Below are 14,866 nucleotides of genomic sequence, written 5' to 3'. Positions count from 1 at the left end.
GCTGCCGCGGAGCGGACTGTGACGCCGAAGGCGCGATTGCGCAAGCCGATCCGCGCGGGGCCGCCCTGCCCTATGCGCGCACCGGCCTCACGTGAAGTTGCGGGATCGCGTGTGAACGGCATCACCCATTCAGGTCACAAGGCGTGCTAGCGATTCCGCGCCGCGGAAAGCGCAGATGCAGGAGACGGGAATGAGACTTGGAATGAGGCTTGGCCGATTGACGATCCTCGCATGTTCATTGTCGCTGGCCTCGTCCGCCGCATGGGCCGCGCCCGCGACCACGTCCGGCTCGGTCGCGCTGGCGCTCGCAGGCGTGGTGGCGCCCGATTCGCCGCTGCCGGCCAAGGAGAAGAAGGCGGTCGCCGCGTTCTTTGGCGGCAACAGCAATGTCCGCGTCACCGGAAAGATCACCGTCAGGGCCGACAAGGTCGTCTGCCGCGCCAGCAATGTCGACATCACCTCGCGCTCCTGCGCGCTGACCTTCGGCAGCAGGACCCACACCGTGAAGGGCAGCGAGGCCAACGCGATCTACGCGACCGTGGCGCTGGCCGGCGTGCCGCCCGACGGCGCCGCGGGCACGATCTACGAGGCACTGTCGAAACTGTCCTGCACACTCGATCCAAAGGTGATCAAGGACAAGGCCGGCGGCAGCGCCGACTGCAGCTTCGAGCCGGGGAATTAGCCGCCGCGCTCAATCTCCCTGCACCACGACACCCAGCCTGGCGGCCACGCGGCGTGCGGTCTCCTCCCGCTGCGCGGTGATCGCGCGCACGGCCTCGCGCGACTGCTGCAGGATCTCGGGTGGCGCGGTCTCCGGCGTGCCGCAGTCGAACGGCGGCTCCGGCGCATACACCATATAGAGCTGGATCGCGCGCGCGGCATCGTCGCCGCGCAGTTCGGCGGCGAGCCGCAATGCCCCGTCGATGCCTGCCGTGATTCCGGCGGCGAAGACAAAGCTTCCGTCCACCACCACGCGCTGGTTCACGGGCGTAGCGCCGAAGAACGGCAGCAGATGAAACGACGCCCAATGTGTCGTCGCCCTGCGCCCCTTCAGAAGACCGGCCGCGCCGCAGATCAGCGCACCCGTGCAAACCGAGAAGATGCGGCATGCCGCCGCCGCCTGCCGGCTGATCCAGCCGAGCACTTCCGCGTCCTCCATCAAGGCTTGCTGACCGAAGCCGCCCGGCACATGCAGCACATCGAGCGGCGGCGCGTCGGCCAGCGTCGCATCCGGTGTCAGCCGCAATCCCTTGATGTCGCGGACGGGCTCGGCGGTCTTGCCGTAGATGCGGTAGGTCGAATTCGGAATCCGCGACAGCACCTCGAACGGCCCGGTCAAGTCGATTTGATCGACGCCTTCGAACAGCAGTGATCCGATCCGCAAGTGGACATCGTGAGCAATCATTGCACTTCCCTCAAACTTCGCTTGAACTATGGACAAAGCGAATCTAGCGCGGCACGTTTCGGCGATGACGCCAACCAGCCCACGTTTCTCGCCAAACGGCCGCCGCCTGATCGAAGTGCTGGCTTATCCGGCGGTACAATTGCTCGACGTCACCGGGCCATTGCAGGTGTTCGCATCCGCCAACGCGCTGGCGGCCAGGGCAGGCAATGCCGAGCCTTATGAGGTCCGCGTCGTCGCCAAGGATGGGCCCACGATCGAAGCATCGGCCGGCGTCGGGCTGGCGGTGCACCCGCTGCCCGCCATCAGCACCGCGGTCGACACGCTGGTGATTCCGGGCGGCGACGGCGTCAACGCAGCGGCGGCCGATCGCGTCCTGGTGGACTGGGTGCGCGGACGCGCCAGGCAAGCGCGCCGCACCGCATCGGTCTGCACCGGTGCGTTCCTGCTCGCCGCATCGGGCGTTCTCGATGGCCGTCGTGCCGCGACGCACTGGCAATTCTGTTCGGAACTCGCAGAACGCTTTCCCGATGTTCGTGTCGAGTCCGATCCGATCTTCGTTCGCGACGGATCGTTCTGGACGTCGGCCGGCGTCACGTCCGGCATCGATCTCGCGCTCGCCCTGCTGGAGGAAGACCTCGGCCGCGCGGTGGCGCTTGCCGTCGCCCGCTATCTCGTGGTGTTCTTCAAGCGGCCCGGCGGACAGGCGCAGTTCAGCGAAATCCTGTCGCTGCAAACGACCGACGACAGGTTCGGCGCGCTGCATGACTGGATCAGCGGCCATCTGGCCGACGACCTCTCGCTTTCGACATTGGCGAAACAGGCCGGCATGAGCGAGCGCAGCTTCAGCCGGCACTACGCTGATGCAACCGGGTTGACGCCGGCCCGCGCGATCGAACGGTTGCGGGTCGAGGGCGCCCGGCACCTGCTCTCGGAGACGCGCTTGCCGGTCAAGCGGATCTCGCAGCGCTGCGGCTTCGGCTCCGAGGAGACGATGCGCCGCAGCTTCCTGCGCGTGCTGTCGACCACACCGCAGGATTACCGCGCCAGATTTGCGCGTTAGCTAGAGCGTGATGAGATTGGGTCGAAGGCGATTGCGACGGCTGCTGAGCTCCCTCGCCCCGTTCTTACGGGGAGAGGGTTGGGGTGAGGGGCTGTCTCCGCATATACCGCAATAGCTGCGTTTGCGGAGGCTCCCCACACCCGGAACGCATCTAGCGATGCGTTCCGACCTCTCCCCGCACGCGGGGCGAGGTAAAGTAGAGCGCCTCGCTTGTGATCAACCGGCCGGCTGAGATCGGCTCAGCCATTCCAGGCATGCGCCTGCAACGCCGGCTCCAGCGGCGGATTGGTCACGCTGCCGGTGTAGTTGGTGATGGTCGATGCCGCCACGATGGTGATCACCTCGAGCACGAGGTCCTTGTAGAACCCGGCCGCCAGGAATCGTTCGATTTCCTCGTCGTCGAGCCGCCCGCGCTTTTCGATCAGCGACCTCGCCAACGTCGAGAGTGCGCCGAGGGTCTTGTCGGCAGGCGAGCGGCCGGCACGCATCGCATCGACATCTTCAGGATCGAGGCCGGCCTGCAGGCCGAGCGCGGAATGCAGCGCGACCGCCCAGGTGCAGCCATTGGTCACCGCATCGGTGAGCAGCACGGTCTGGATCTGCTGCTCGGTGAAGCTGCCGCCGTGAACCTTGTCGAAGATGCCGATGAAGCTCTGGATCAGCACCGACGACGTCGCCATCGTCGCCGCAAGGTTAGGGATCGTGCCAAACCGCGCCTCGACGTCACGCAGGGCGGGCCTTGAGGCTTCCGGCGCGGAGTCGAGCGTATGGACAGGAAAACGTGCCATCGAACTGCCTTTCACTGTGGTGATTGAACCCGAGGCCGCCGGACTCAACCGAGCTGTTGCGATCGACGCGCCGGCATCGGAGTTCGATGGGAGCTATCTAGCCGCGCCCGGACGCGAGCGTTCGCCAAACTCCCCACATTCCACGCCATCCGCGGGGCCTGCGCTGGCGCCCGGCTAGGTCGCGCGATACTGCCTCAAACTCCGGCACGGTCCTTCACCCGCCGCGTCACGATCCCGAGCAGGCGGCCGAGCGTGCCGGCGGCGGGGCCCTTCTTGCGGGCCAGCGCGAGCGGCGCGACCAGGCCGGTGGCGCGGTCGAGGCGGAGATAGGACACGCCCGCGGTCCCCAGCCGCGCCATCGATTCCGGCACGATCGAAATGCCGAGCCCGGCCGCGACGAGGCTCAGCGTCGACACCATCCGCGTCGCCTCCTGCGCCACTTTTGGGCTGAAGCCCACCGCGCGGCAGGCGGCGATGATGCTGTCGTAGAGGCCGGGCCCGGTCGGACGGCGGTAGAGGATCAGCGGCTCGTCGGCGAGCGAGGCCAGCGAGATCCGCCGGCGCGTGTCCTTGCGGGCGCGCGGATGATGGTCGGGCAACGCGACCAGCATCTCCTCGTCCAGCAGATGCGTGATCGTCAGGTTCTCCAGCCGCTCGCTCGGCGAGCGCACGAATGCGGCGTCGAGCCGGTCGGCTTCGACGGCTTCGATCAACTCGCCGGTCGAGGCTTCTTCCAGAGACAACGTGATCGCCGGCGCGCGCTCGCGCATTTCGCGCATCACGCCGGTGACGAAGGGATGGAAGGCGGCCGACGAGGTGAAGCCGATCGCAAGTTGCCCCTCCTGGCCGCGGCTCGCGCGGCGCGCGGCTTCCACCGCGAGCTCGGCATCGCGCAGGATCGCGCGCGCCTTGCCGACGAAGGCACGGCCGGCGGCGGTCAGCTCGACGCCGCGCGGCTGCCGGCGAAACAGCGGCGCGCCGATCGCGGTTTCCAGCGCACGAATCTGCTGGCTCAGCGGCGGCTGCTGGATGCCGAGCCGCGCGGCGGCGCGGGTGATGTGACCTTCGTCGGCGACCGCGACGGCATAGCGGAGATGGCGCAGCTCGATCATCAGTCGATCCATATGCATTAGATATGCAAATTCCCATATCCATATATTGGATATTTGGCACGCGGCCAACTAGAGTCGGTTCAACAACGAACGAACCGGAGCCGCCCCGCCGATGGACGCCATACCCGCCGCACAGACCGCCAAGCATGACGCACCTGATGTCGGCGAGTTGTTCACGGGCTTCTTCATCCTCGGACTGACCGGCTTCGGCGGCGTGCTGCCGCTGGCGCGCCACATGATGGTGGAGAAGCGCGGCTGGCTGACCGGCGCCGAGTTCACCGATTTGCTCGGTCTCTGCCAGTTCCTGCCCGGCGGCAACATCATCAACATGTCGGTGGCGGTGGGGCTGAAGTTTCGCGGCATTCCCGGCGCCATCGCTTCGATCCTCGGCCTGATCGCGGTGCCGACCGCGGTCGTGATCGGGCTCGGCGTGATCTATGACCGCTTCGCCGACGACCCGGTGGTGCGTCATCTGTTCGGCGGCCTCGCCGCGGCGGCAGCCGGGCTCCTGATCTCCACCGCGACCAAGATCGCCTGGCCGTTGCGCCGCGATGTACTCGGCCTCGTCATCGGCGCGCTCTGCGTGCTGGCGATCGCGGTGTTCAGATTGCCGCTGCTGCCGACGCTATTGACGCTCGCGCCGCTCAGCATTGTGCTCAGGTCGAGGCAGGCGTCATGACCGCAATCCTGGTCACGCTCGCACTGATTTTCGCCGAGCTCTCGCTGCTCGCCTTTGGCGGCGGCAACACCATCCTGCCGGAGATGCAGCGTCAGGTGGTCGACATCCATCACTGGATGACGGCGCAGGAATTCGGCGCGCTGTTCGCGCTGGCGCAGGCCGCACCCGGGCCGAACATGATGGTGGTCCCGCTGGTCGGCTGGCACGTCGCCGGCTTCCCGGGCGTATTGGTGACCTCGCTCGCCAAGTTCGGGCCGTCGTCGCTCGTCACCGGCTTCGCGCTTCGGCTCTGGGAACGCTTCAAGGACCGGCCCTGGCGCCGCACGGTGCAGGCCGGGCTCGTTCCGGTCACCGCCGGCCTCGTCACCGCCAGCGCCATCGTCATCACCCATGCCTCCGCCTCGAGCTGGGGCACTGTCCTGATCGCGGCAATGGTCGCGATCGCCACCACCACGACCCGCATCCATCCGCTGCTCGCGCTCGCCGCCGGCGCGATGCTCGGCCTCACCGGCATCGGCCAGCCCTGACGCCAGGCTGTTGCGGCGATGGCGCGTCGTTCCAGGCGGCGCGTGCGCGCTTTCGCCGCAATGGATGCGACGTCACGAGCGGCTATGTTGATGGTGCCATGATCGACATGTTGATCATCGACACCCGCATTGCGCGCCTCGGTTTGCGCGCTGGACGTCTGCACGCAGGCAATTAGCCGGCCGGCGATCGCGCGCCGTCCGGATTCTCGACATCGTCAAAATCATAACATCATCAAAATCATTCGGCCCGTCGCATCGCGCGAGACATCCGCGCGCCGGCGTCGCCGCGCCTGCGATCAACCGCAAAGATCAACCGACATGACCCGAACCATTCAGAACGACTTTACCGCTCCTGCATTGCCGCCGATCGTCATCACCGCGAGCGAGGCGCATCGCCTCAGCGCGCTGGCCGATTCCAGCATGGCGGTGTTTCCGCGCGTGGCCCAGTTCCTTGCCCGCGAAACCGACCGGGCCCGGGTCGTCGCCGACGATTCCGAACTGCCCGACGTGGTCCGCATGGGCTCGCGCGTGCGCTACCGCGACGACGAGACCGGCGACATCAGGGAAGTCGTGCTGGTGTATCCGCACGAAGCCGACATCGCGCTGCGGCGCATCTCGGTGCTGACGCCGGTCGGCGCCGCACTGATCGGATTGTCGGTCGGCCAGACCATCGATTTCCAGACGCCGAGCCACCAGACACGCGCGGTGACGATTCTGGCCGTGAAGCAGCAGAGCTAGCGGCACACCCTCGAGGGGTGACTAACTTCTCGTAGGGGAGTCACCGGCGGAAGGGCTCCCTCCCCCCTTGCGGGGGAGAGTTGGGGAGAGGGGTGCCACACGACGGTCTCTCTCAAGATTCGTACGGCACGGTCGGCGCGGCGATAGCGACACCCACGTCAATCATCTCGCCCGGGGCCACCCTCTCCCCACCCTCTCCCGCAAGGGGAGAGGGAGCCTGGCCGGCGTGCTCACCTCACGTGCTGGCGATATCAGAATCGCTCAGCGCGTGGCTTAAGCCGCCAGGTGGCCCTGCCCCATTTCCAGCCCGTGCCGGCGCCCGCGCGCAATGCCCTCGGCGATCGCTTTCACGACGATCTCGGCGTCGTCGGGGGAAAGCTGGTCGAGCGGCTGCCAGGCGCGCATGATATCGCGCGCGCGGTCCAGGTCGCCGTAGATTGCAAGAAGAGGAAGCGTTTTGATCGGCATGTTGGTGGCTCCCAACTGCAACTGCGCGAGCGTAGCCCAGCTGAACAGGCCGAGCCATGCGTTCGGCAGTCGCGATCACAGGCTTTGCTGATCGCCGATGCATGGCGAGGGCGCTTCCCGCCCCCGCCAACACGTCGTTCGGTTACTCGGCGCCCGAGCCGCCCTGCACGATCTTCTCGTTCAGCTTCTGGTCGACGGTCTCGACGGTGCGGTCGATCTCGGCGCTCGGTGTGCCGAGCTGATGCGAGATCAGCTTCACCAGCAGGTCGACGCGCTCGATGAACGGCGCGCCGGCGGCGACCGCGCGGGCCGCCGATGACGGCTTGAGCAGGCTTTCGGCCGCCTTGGCGTATTTCGCGAACGGCACCTGATCGCCAGGGTCGGCGCCGAGCTGCCGCGCGATGGCGTCGACATGATCGTAGATCGCCTGCGAGCGGCTAAGGTCGCCGTGCACGGCGTCGCGGATCGATTGCGGCTCGGTCGGCGTGATGCAGCGATAATTGCCGGTCAGCAGCATCGACCATTTCGCCAACGGCACGAATAGCGAGTCGAAGACTTTCAGCTTCACCGGAACGTCCTGCCCGTCGAGCGTCACCGCGTCGATGTCGGCTTCGAGCTCGCGCAGCACCTTGTTGTGCTTGTCGTCGGCGAACACGGCGGCCTTGAAATTGGTCGGCAGGCCGACATGCAGCACGTTGGCCTTCTCCTCAGGCGGACGGAATGCCTGCGGATCCGGCGAGCACAGTGTGACGAGGCCCGGCTCGAAGCGCTCCCAGACCTGAGCGTTGGTGTAGGCCTCCTCGAGGTCCATGCCGGCGAGCGCGGGGATCCGCTTCAGATACGGCAGCGGCGGCATGTTCATGATCGAAAGGCACGGCAGCTTCGCCGCCGCGATCTTGATCATCAGCACGCGCACCGTGTGGTTGGTATATTGCGGCTCCTGCATCGCGAGGCCGACCATGTCGTAGCGCGACACGTCGACATCGGCGGGCGTGACGGCGTCGAGGTTGCCCGGCAGGTCGCGCGAGAAGATCGAGCGATGCTGCTTCTCGTCACGCAGCTTGATGCGCACCTCGGTGCCGTCGCGGTTGATCAGGTCCGCAGTGTTTTTGCGGCACACCAGGGACACGTTGTGCCCCGCCATCAGAAGCTTGGTCCCCAGCAGGGAGCCGTAGGAAGCCCCAAGGATCAGAATGTTGCGCGCCATGCTCTCTCCAAAAGCCGCTGGTGTATGGTATACCAACGTCTATCGCAGATCGACAAGCTGCTGCCAAGGGGATTATCTCGCGTACGGATTTTCGTCCCGCGATCAGGAAGGGCATTCGAGCTTGCAAGTCGCCGCCGACCCGACGGATCGGGCTGAAGAAATCCTACTCTCAGCTTCCCGGCTGTTTGCCCGCCACTCCTACGCGAACGTGACGATGGAGCAGGTCGCGGCGTCCGTGCGGGCCGTGCCGGGCGCGCTGTACCACTATTTCCGCGACAAGGAGGATCTGATCTTCCACTGCTATCTGCGCGGACTAGAGATATATCGGCACGAGATCGAAGCGGCCGCCGAGCCCGGCATCGACGGGCTCGAGATTATCAGACGCTTCGTGCGCGGCAGGCTGCGGCCTGAAGCCCAGCGCATGATCCTGTTCACCGATATCGATGCGCTTGCTGCGCCCTACAGCAGCGAAGTCCACGCCAAGCGCTGGCAGAATGCCGCGCGGCTTGCGGAAATTCTGGATCGGGGCGTAGCGGACGGCTCGATCGCCTGCGACGAACCGCTGCTCACGGCGGTGGCGCTCATCTCCATCCTGGACTGGGTTCCGTTCTGGCTGTCCGAACGCGACTACTACACGCGCCAGCAGGCTATCGATGCCATCGATGACATCATCACGCACGGCGTTTACCGGCGCGAGATCGCGGTTCCCGAGATGCCCGAACCGCTCAGCCTTGCCCCGTTCCTGGCGTCTCGCGCGGCGTTGAACAAGCGGGCCGCGAAGTTCGACAGGATGCTTTCGATTGCTTCCGACAGCTTCAACCGCAGAGGCGCATCAGGCACGTCGCTCGAGAGCATCGCCGTCGATGCGGGCATGACCCGCGCCGGCATCTACTATCACTTCAGTGAGAAGGAGAGCCTGCTGCTGGCTTGCCTGCGACGCGGGCTCGCCGGCGAGATCAGCATTCGCGAGCGCCTGCAGGACCAGAGCCTCGGCGCATTCGATCACATCGTGCAGAGGATCCGCTTGCTGTTGATGCTGCACGACACGCCCTGCGGCCCGAAGGCGACCTACCACAACATCAACTATCTCAACGAAGTCGACCGGAAGGCCTATGTCGGTCAGGTGCTGGCGACGATCCGGCAGGACCAGGACAGCTATCAGCGCTGGATCGACGAGGGCCGCTTCCGCCGCATCGATACCTACTTCGCGGAGCGTATTCTGACCGGAATGGGCCACTGGTATCCGATCTGGTTCAAGACCACGCGTGACTGGTCTCCGGCCGAGATCGCCGATCATTTCGCGCAGTTGTTTCTCTCGGGACTCAAGCCGCGCCGGCATCCGGCTTGAATCGCCATTCGCGTCCCGCCACTGGCGCGATCCCGGTCGTCTCCTTCCCCCTGAAAGGGGGGAAGGTCGGGATGGGGGTCAGCCGCGGGCGATGCTGTCCGCGGAGAGAGCCGATCCCCACCCGCTTCGCTCTCGCGAGCGAAGCGACCTCCCCTTTTCAAGGGGAGGTAAAGAGCCGCGGACCACGGACGACGCCGGTTCCGAACCGAGAACCAGGCGCGCGCTCTCATCCAAAAGTTTACTTATGGTTCAAAACGGCCTCGGGCTTCGTCGGCCCATAGCCTATAACATCATACTACCTTGCGCTAAAACTTGACGCCATATTCAAAGCGAAAGTTGCGGAGGCGCGGCAATTGGGGTTATGAGACGGCCTCGATCGCTGAAGATCAATCAGAAACATGAGCATAGGAGGAACGCAGGATGCGTAAGCTGATCGTTGCCGCTGCGGCAGCGTTGACGGTGTTGGGAGGCGCGGCGTCCGCGCAGGAAACCATCAAGATCGGCTACATCGATCCGCTCTCCGGCGGCGGCGCCAGCGTTGGCGAAGGCGGCCTGAAGACGTTTCAGTACCTCGCCGACGAATTGAACGCCAAGGGCGGCATCCTCGGCCACAAGGTCGAGATCGTCCCGCTCGACAACAAGACCAATCCGCAGGAAAGCCTGGTGCAGGCGCAGAAGGCGGTCGACGCCGGCATCCACTACATCACCCAGGGCAACGGGTCGTCGGTCGGCGCCGCGCTGGAGGATTTCGTCACCAAGAACAATTCGCGCAACCCCGGCAAGGAAGTGCTCTACTTCAACTACGCCGCGGTCGATCCGAGCATGACCAACGAGAAGTGCAGCTATTGGCATTTCCGCTGGGATGCGAACTCGGACATCAAGATGGCCGCGCTGACCAACTACATGAAGGGCCAGACGTCGATCAAGAAGGTCTATCTGATCAACATGGACTACTCGTTCGGCCAGTCGGTGCGATCGGAAGCGCGCAAGATGCTGGGCGAAAAGCGGCCGGATATCCAGATCGTCGGCGACGAATTGCACCCGATGCTCAAGGTCACCGACTTCTCGCCCTACATCGCCAAGATCAAGGCGTCCGGCGCCGACACGGTCGTGACCGGCAATTGGGGCCAGGACTTCGCGCTGCTGCTGAAGGCCGCGGCCGATGCCGGCCTCAAGGTCAACTGGTACACCTATTATGCCGGCGGCGCCGGTGGACCGACCGCGATCAAGCAGACCGGTCTCGACCACCAGGTGTTCCAGATCAGCGAGGGCATCCCGAACTCCGGCAACAAGGCGGCGATGGATTTCGAGAAGGACTTCCGCGCCAAGACCGGCATTTCCGTCTGGTATCCGCGCGCCGTCAACGAGATGCGGATGTTCAAGGCCGCGGCCGAGAAGGCCAATTCGATCGATCCGGTGAAAGTCGCGGCTGCACTCGAGGGCATGAAGTTCGAAGTGTTCGACGGCGGCGACGGCTTCATGCGCAAGGACGACCACCAGTTCTTCCAGCCGATCATCATCTCCTCGTTCGGAACGCTGGCCGACAAGGCCAAGGAGCCGTTCGACGAAGAGAACACCGGCTGGGGTTGGCACCCCGTCTCCAAGATCGACACCGATCAGACGATGCTTCCGACCACCTGCAACATGAAGCGGCCCTGATCGGCCGCTGCAAGGCGCCTCCGCGACCACAGGGTTGCGGAGGCGTTCGTCTTCCGGCAGCGTGATGGTGCCGTAGTTCATTTCATCGACAGGTTATTGATTACGTGAACCGTTCCAGTCTCAAGCGGGTGCGCCGTGGCTGAGCTCATCGTCATCTCGACGCTCAACGGCGTCCTGTTCGGCATGCTGTTGTTTCTGCTGTCCAGCGGGCTCACCGTCATCTTCAGCATGATGGGCGTGCTCAACTTCGCGCATGCGAGCTTCTACATGCTGGGCGCGTTCTTCGGCTATCAGCTCACCCGGTGGATCGGCTTCTGGCCGGCGCTGGTGATCGCACCATTGCTGGTCGGCGTGGTCGGCATGGGCGTCGAGCGCTACGGCCTGCGCAACACCCACAAGCATGGCCATGTCGCCGAACTGCTGCTGACCTTCGGTCTCGCCTTCGCGATCGAGGAAATCGTCTCGATGATCTGGGGCAAGAGCCCGGTCGACTACCGGGTCCCGGCCGCACTCGACTTTCCGGCCTTCACCGTGTTCTCCACCAACTACCCCGCCTACAAGATCTTCATGCTGGTGGTCTCGGTCGTGATCTTCATCGCGCTGCTGGTCACGCTGAAGCGGACGCGGGTCGGCCTCATCGTGCAGGCCGCGCTGACTCATCCGAGCATGGTCGGCCATCTCGGCCACAATGTCGGCCGCGTGTTCATGCTGGTGTTCGGCGTCGGCAGCGCGCTGGCGGGTCTCGCCGGCGTGATCGCCGGTCCCTCGCTGGTGACCCAGTCCGACATGGCCGCGCTGCTCGGCCCGATCCTGTTCGTCGTCATCGTGTTCGGCGGCCTCGGCTCGCTGCCCGGCGCCTTCATCGCTTCGCTCCTGATCGGGCTGATCCAGACCTTTGCGGTCGCGCTAAATGGTTCGCTCGCCAGCGTGTTCGGGCCGCTCGATCCGAGCCTCGGCGCCTCGCCCCTCACCGACATCTGGAACGTCACGATCGCGCAGATCGCGCCGATCCTGCCCTATCTGCTGCTGGTGCTGGTCCTGATCTTCCGCCCCATGGGCCTCTTGGGAACGCGCGAGTCATGAGCAACGCTGCGACCCCCGCTGCCGCAGTGGCCAAAGAAGAGTCCGGCGGCGCCCTGAGCTTCTATGGCATCTGGCTGATCGCAGCCGTAGCGCTCGTCGTGCTGCCGCTGGTGTTCTCGTCCGGCGGCTCGCTGACCTCGTTCAGCCTGATCGGCATCGCGATCATCTTCGCGCTATCCTACAACATCCTGCTCGGCCAGACCGGGCTATTGTCGTTCGGACATGCCGTGCAGTACGGCCTCGGCGGCTTCCTCGCCGTCCACGCCATGAACGCCGTCGCGAGCCACAACTGGCCGATCCCGTTGCCGGTGATCCCACTGATGGGCGGTATCGGCGGCATGGCTTTCGCATTGCTGGTCGGCTGGGTCATGACCAAGCGCGCCGGCACGGTGTTTGCGATGATCTCGCTCGGCATCGGCGAGCTGGTCGCCTCGTCGTCGCTGATCCTGCGCAGCGTGTTCGGCGGCGAATCCGGTATCACCACCGACCGCACCGCGCTGATGCCGCTGTTCGGCTGGACCTTCGGGCCGCAGCTCCAGGTCTACTATCTGATCGCGTTCTGGGTAATGGTCTCGGCGATCGCGATGTATGCGCTGACCCGCACGCCGCTCGGGCGCATCTGCAACGCGGTGCGCGACAATCCGGAGCGGGTCGAGTTCATCGGCTACGATCCGCATGTGGTGCGCTACCTCGCCTACATGTTCGCCGGCTTGTTCGCCGGCATCGCCGGCGGCCTCGCCGCGATCAATTTCGAGATCGCCAACTCCGCCTATCTCGGCGCGACGCAGTCGGGCCTCGTGCTGTTCGCGGCCTTCATCGGCGGCACCGCCTATTTCTTCGGTCCGATCCTCGGCGCCATCTTGGTGACGTATCTGCAGCTCGGGCTGACCAACGTCACCTCGGTCTGGCAGCTCTATTTCGGCATCATCTTCATCGCCATCGTGATGTTCGCGCCGGGCGGCATCGCCGGCATCCTGATGAAGCACCGTCCGCTGATCCGCGCCGGCACGCTCCGCACCGTGATCCCGTCCTATCTGGTCGCGGCGATTCCGACCCTGGCACTCGCGCTCGGCATCATCCTCGCCATCGAGACGGTCGCGCGCTTCTCGGGCGGCGACGCCATCAACCTGCTCGGCATTCCCTTCGCCGCCACGGCGCCGACGACCTGGGCGACTGCGGCGATTCTCGTCGTCGGCGGCTTCCTGGTTGCGCGCATCACCTGGCGGCGCGTCGCGGAAGCCTGGGATCGCGCCGCGACGGTGGCTCGTGATCGGGGGTATCTGGCATGACCGCTGCCATCCAAGTCAACGCCGTCGAGAAGAGCTTCGGCAATGTCGCCATCATCCGCGACCTCAATCTGACCGTCGCCAAGGGCGAGCGTCACGCCATCATCGGCCCGAACGGCGCCGGCAAGTCGACGACGTTCAACCTGATCAGCGGCCACATCAAGCCGACCTCGGGCGAGATCCGGCTGAACGGCGAGGTCACCTCGGGGCTGCGGCCGTTCGAGATCAACCGGCGCGGCCTGTCGCGCTCGTTCCAGGTCACCAACGTGTTCGCCCGCATGACGGTGTGGGAGAACGTCCGCTGCGCCGTGCTGTGGGCGACCGGGCACCGCTATGCGTTCTGGAAGAACGTCGACAGCCTGCCCGAGGTGAAGCAGCGCACCGCGCAGATTCTCGACGACATCCATCTCAGCCATCGCCGCGACGTGCCGGCGGGCCTGCTCACCTATGCCGAGCAGCGCGAGCTCGAGATCGGCATCACGATCGCGGGCGGCGCCAGCGTCATCATGCTGGACGAACCGACCGCGGGCATGAGCCACGCCGAGACCGAGCGCGCCGTCGCGCTGATCCGCCGCCTCACCGAAGGACGCACGCTCGTCATCGTCGAGCACGACATGAGCGTGGTGTTCGGCCTCGCCGACCGCATCTCGGTCTTGGTCTACGGCCACATCATCGCCTCCGGCACCCCGGAGGAAATCCGCGGTAACCCGAAGGTCAAGGAAGCCTATCTCGGCGAGGAGGTCGACTGATGCTCGAGGTCAGGAATCTCCACGCCTATTACGGCAAGAGCCACATCCTGCAGGGTGTCGATCTCGACATCGCCGCCGGCGAGGTCGTCAGCCTGCTCGGCCGCAACGGCGTCGGCCGCTCGACCACCGTCAAGGCGATCATGGGCGAGGTGCCGCCGCAGGGCACCATCCGCTTCAAGGGCAAGGACATCGCAGGCCTGCCGAGCCACAAGATCGCACGCCTCGGGCTCGGCTATGTGCCGGAGCATCGCGACATCTTCCCGAGCCTGACGGTTCGCCAGAACCTGATTCTCGGCATCAAGGACCCGCGACGCCCCGGCAAGTGGCGGCTGCAGGAGATGCTCGACATGTTCCCCAACCTCGCCCGCCGCGCCGACACGCCGGCCGGCGTGCTCTCGGGCGGCGAGAAGCAGATGCTGACCACCTGCCGCACCCTGCTCGGCGATCCCGAATTGATGATGATCGACGAGCCGACCGAAGGCCTCGCACCACTGATCGTGCAGCAGGTCGGCGAGCTGATCGCGCGGATCGCCAAGGCCGGCGTCGCCATCCTGCTGGTCGAGCAGAAGCTGTCGATCGCGATGAAGATCTCGAACCGGGTCTACATCATGGGCCACGGCCGCGTCGTGTTCGAAGGCACCCCCGACCAGCTCAAGGCGAACGCCGCCATTCGCGAGGAATGGCTCGAGGTGTGAGGCGGGATTGGCTCCGTCATTGCGAGGAGCGCAGCGACGAAGCAATCCCCCTCCGCTGCTGT

At 65.5% G+C, this 14,866-nt stretch carries 16 protein-coding genes; 11 read left to right on the top strand and 5 right to left on the bottom strand.

The genetic code is table 11. The annotated features are described in order from the left end of the window. Nucleotides 1–190 precede the first annotated feature (190 nt). The gene (locus ACVW1C_RS26020) at nucleotides 191–682 is read left to right on the top strand and encodes a hypothetical protein (protein ID WP_456760838.1); all 492 of its coding nucleotides are present in this window, start codon (nucleotides 191–193) and stop codon (nucleotides 680–682) included. A gap of 9 nt (nucleotides 683–691) precedes the next feature. Here the strand turns inward: ACVW1C_RS26020 and ACVW1C_RS26015 are convergent, their stop codons facing one another. Further along, the gene (locus tag ACVW1C_RS26015; protein WP_456760837.1) at nucleotides 692–1,405 is read right to left on the bottom strand and encodes a DJ-1/PfpI family protein; all 714 of its coding nucleotides are present in this window, start codon (nucleotides 1,403–1,405) and stop codon (nucleotides 692–694) included. A 64-nt stretch (nucleotides 1,406–1,469) separates the two neighbouring features. Here ACVW1C_RS26015 and ACVW1C_RS26010 point away from each other — a divergent pair, with 64 nt between their 5' ends. Next, a complete protein-coding gene (locus ACVW1C_RS26010) occupies nucleotides 1,470–2,465 on the top strand; it encodes a GlxA family transcriptional regulator (protein ID WP_456760836.1) in 996 nt (331 codons plus the stop codon). A 239-nt stretch (nucleotides 2,466–2,704) separates the two neighbouring features. On the opposite strand, the gene ACVW1C_RS26005 is transcribed toward ACVW1C_RS26010, so the two are convergent. Both ACVW1C_RS26005 and ACVW1C_RS26000 read right to left on the bottom strand, forming a co-directional pair. Further along, nucleotides 2,705–3,253, bottom strand: a complete 549-nt coding sequence (locus ACVW1C_RS26005) for a carboxymuconolactone decarboxylase family protein (RefSeq protein WP_456760835.1) — start codon at nucleotides 3,251–3,253, stop codon at nucleotides 2,705–2,707. A 194-nt stretch (nucleotides 3,254–3,447) separates the two neighbouring features. Next, nucleotides 3,448–4,365 (bottom strand): LysR family transcriptional regulator, encoded by a 918-nt coding sequence (locus ACVW1C_RS26000; protein ID WP_456760834.1) that lies wholly within the window; start codon nucleotides 4,363–4,365, stop codon nucleotides 3,448–3,450. Between the two features lie 112 nt (nucleotides 4,366–4,477). Here ACVW1C_RS26000 and ACVW1C_RS25995 point away from each other — a divergent pair, with 112 nt between their 5' ends. The 3 genes from ACVW1C_RS25995 to rnk all read left to right on the top strand — a co-directional run bounded on the left by ACVW1C_RS25995 (nucleotide 4,478) and on the right by rnk (nucleotide 6,309). Next, complete coding sequence (locus tag ACVW1C_RS25995; protein ID WP_456760833.1) at nucleotides 4,478–5,044, top strand: chromate transporter; 567 nt, start codon at nucleotides 4,478–4,480, stop codon at nucleotides 5,042–5,044. Beyond that, nucleotides 5,041–5,571: a chromate transporter gene (locus ACVW1C_RS25990; protein ID WP_456760832.1), complete on the top strand. Its 531-nt coding sequence runs from the start codon at nucleotides 5,041–5,043 to the stop codon at nucleotides 5,569–5,571. The genes ACVW1C_RS25995 and ACVW1C_RS25990 overlap by 4 nt, the downstream gene beginning before the upstream one ends. Nucleotides 5,572–5,889: 318 nt before the next feature. After that, nucleotides 5,890–6,309, top strand: coding sequence for a nucleoside diphosphate kinase regulator (rnk, locus tag ACVW1C_RS25985; RefSeq protein WP_456760831.1), 420 nt, complete (start codon nucleotides 5,890–5,892; stop codon nucleotides 6,307–6,309). Nucleotides 6,310–6,582: 273 nt separating this feature from the next. Here rnk and ACVW1C_RS25980 read toward each other — a convergent pair whose 3' ends face one another. Beyond that, the gene (locus ACVW1C_RS25980; protein WP_456760830.1) at nucleotides 6,583–6,777 is read right to left on the bottom strand and encodes a hypothetical protein; all 195 of its coding nucleotides are present in this window, start codon (nucleotides 6,775–6,777) and stop codon (nucleotides 6,583–6,585) included. A gap of 142 nt (nucleotides 6,778–6,919) precedes the next feature. Continuing rightward, complete coding sequence (locus ACVW1C_RS25975) at nucleotides 6,920–7,984, bottom strand: ketopantoate reductase family protein (protein ID WP_456760829.1); 1,065 nt, start codon at nucleotides 7,982–7,984, stop codon at nucleotides 6,920–6,922. Between ACVW1C_RS25975 and ACVW1C_RS25970 the strand changes: the two genes are divergently transcribed. The 6 genes from ACVW1C_RS25970 (at nucleotide 7,971) to ACVW1C_RS25945 (ending at nucleotide 14,804) form a co-directional block, all read left to right on the top strand. Then, a complete protein-coding gene (locus ACVW1C_RS25970; RefSeq protein ID WP_456760828.1) occupies nucleotides 7,971–9,332 on the top strand; it encodes a TetR/AcrR family transcriptional regulator in 1,362 nt (453 codons plus the stop codon). The genes ACVW1C_RS25975 and ACVW1C_RS25970 overlap by 14 nt on opposite strands. A 420-nt stretch (nucleotides 9,333–9,752) precedes the next feature. Beyond that, entirely contained in the window at nucleotides 9,753–10,991 is a 1,239-nt protein-coding gene (locus tag ACVW1C_RS25965; protein ID WP_456760827.1) for a branched-chain amino acid ABC transporter substrate-binding protein, read from the top strand. Nucleotides 10,992–11,126: 135 nt separating this feature from the next. Next, nucleotides 11,127–12,074, top strand: coding sequence for a branched-chain amino acid ABC transporter permease (locus ACVW1C_RS25960; protein WP_229167922.1), 948 nt, complete (start codon nucleotides 11,127–11,129; stop codon nucleotides 12,072–12,074). After that, nucleotides 12,071–13,363: a branched-chain amino acid ABC transporter permease gene (locus tag ACVW1C_RS25955; RefSeq protein WP_456760826.1), complete on the top strand. Its 1,293-nt coding sequence runs from the start codon at nucleotides 12,071–12,073 to the stop codon at nucleotides 13,361–13,363. Before ACVW1C_RS25960 ends, ACVW1C_RS25955 begins: the two co-directional genes overlap by 4 nt. Then, nucleotides 13,360–14,109 carry an ABC transporter ATP-binding protein gene (locus tag ACVW1C_RS25950; protein ID WP_456760825.1) on the top strand — a complete coding sequence of 250 codons (750 nt, stop codon included), beginning with the start codon at nucleotides 13,360–13,362 and terminating at the stop codon, nucleotides 14,107–14,109. The genes ACVW1C_RS25955 and ACVW1C_RS25950 overlap by 4 nt, the downstream gene beginning before the upstream one ends. Then, entirely contained in the window at nucleotides 14,109–14,804 is a 696-nt protein-coding gene (locus ACVW1C_RS25945; RefSeq protein ID WP_176529142.1) for an ABC transporter ATP-binding protein, read from the top strand. The genes ACVW1C_RS25950 and ACVW1C_RS25945 overlap by 1 nt, the downstream gene beginning before the upstream one ends. The last annotated feature ends 62 nt before the right edge of the window (nucleotides 14,805–14,866 follow it).

This window comes from Bradyrhizobium sp. USDA 4011 (genome assembly GCF_054063415.1).
Note: the sequence above shows the minus strand (reverse complement) of the source record. Positions and strands in the feature narration are given on the sequence as shown.

What these genes read in the sequence shown, in the direction of transcription:
- ACVW1C_RS25990 (WP_456760832.1), top strand. Translation starts at nt 5,041, where the DNA reads ATGACCGCAATCCTGGTCACGCTCGCACTGATTTTCGCCGAGCTCTCG.
- ACVW1C_RS25970 (WP_456760828.1), top strand. Translation starts at nt 7,971, where the DNA reads ATGTTGCGCGCCATGCTCTCTCCAAAAGCCGCTGGTGTATGGTATACC.
- ACVW1C_RS25955 (WP_456760826.1), top strand. Translation starts at nt 12,071, where the DNA reads ATGAGCAACGCTGCGACCCCCGCTGCCGCAGTGGCCAAAGAAGAGTCC.
- ACVW1C_RS26005 (WP_456760835.1), bottom strand. Translation starts at nt 3,253, where the DNA reads ATGGCACGTTTTCCTGTCCATACGCTCGACTCCGCGCCGGAAGCCTCA.
- ACVW1C_RS26000 (WP_456760834.1), bottom strand. Translation starts at nt 4,365, where the DNA reads ATGATCGAGCTGCGCCATCTCCGCTATGCCGTCGCGGTCGCCGACGAA.
- ACVW1C_RS25950 (WP_456760825.1), top strand. Translation starts at nt 13,360, where the DNA reads ATGACCGCTGCCATCCAAGTCAACGCCGTCGAGAAGAGCTTCGGCAAT.
- rnk (WP_456760831.1), top strand. Translation starts at nt 5,890, where the DNA reads ATGACCCGAACCATTCAGAACGACTTTACCGCTCCTGCATTGCCGCCG.
- ACVW1C_RS25965 (WP_456760827.1), top strand. Translation starts at nt 9,753, where the DNA reads ATGCGTAAGCTGATCGTTGCCGCTGCGGCAGCGTTGACGGTGTTGGGA.
- ACVW1C_RS25980 (WP_456760830.1), bottom strand. Translation starts at nt 6,777, where the DNA reads ATGCCGATCAAAACGCTTCCTCTTCTTGCAATCTACGGCGACCTGGAC.
- ACVW1C_RS25945 (WP_176529142.1), top strand. Translation starts at nt 14,109, where the DNA reads ATGCTCGAGGTCAGGAATCTCCACGCCTATTACGGCAAGAGCCACATC.
- ACVW1C_RS26010 (WP_456760836.1), top strand. Translation starts at nt 1,470, where the DNA reads ATGACGCCAACCAGCCCACGTTTCTCGCCAAACGGCCGCCGCCTGATC.
- ACVW1C_RS25975 (WP_456760829.1), bottom strand. Translation starts at nt 7,984, where the DNA reads ATGGCGCGCAACATTCTGATCCTTGGGGCTTCCTACGGCTCCCTGCTG.
- ACVW1C_RS25995 (WP_456760833.1), top strand. Translation starts at nt 4,478, where the DNA reads ATGGACGCCATACCCGCCGCACAGACCGCCAAGCATGACGCACCTGAT.
- ACVW1C_RS26020 (WP_456760838.1), top strand. Translation starts at nt 191, where the DNA reads ATGAGACTTGGAATGAGGCTTGGCCGATTGACGATCCTCGCATGTTCA.
- ACVW1C_RS26015 (WP_456760837.1), bottom strand. Translation starts at nt 1,405, where the DNA reads ATGATTGCTCACGATGTCCACTTGCGGATCGGATCACTGCTGTTCGAA.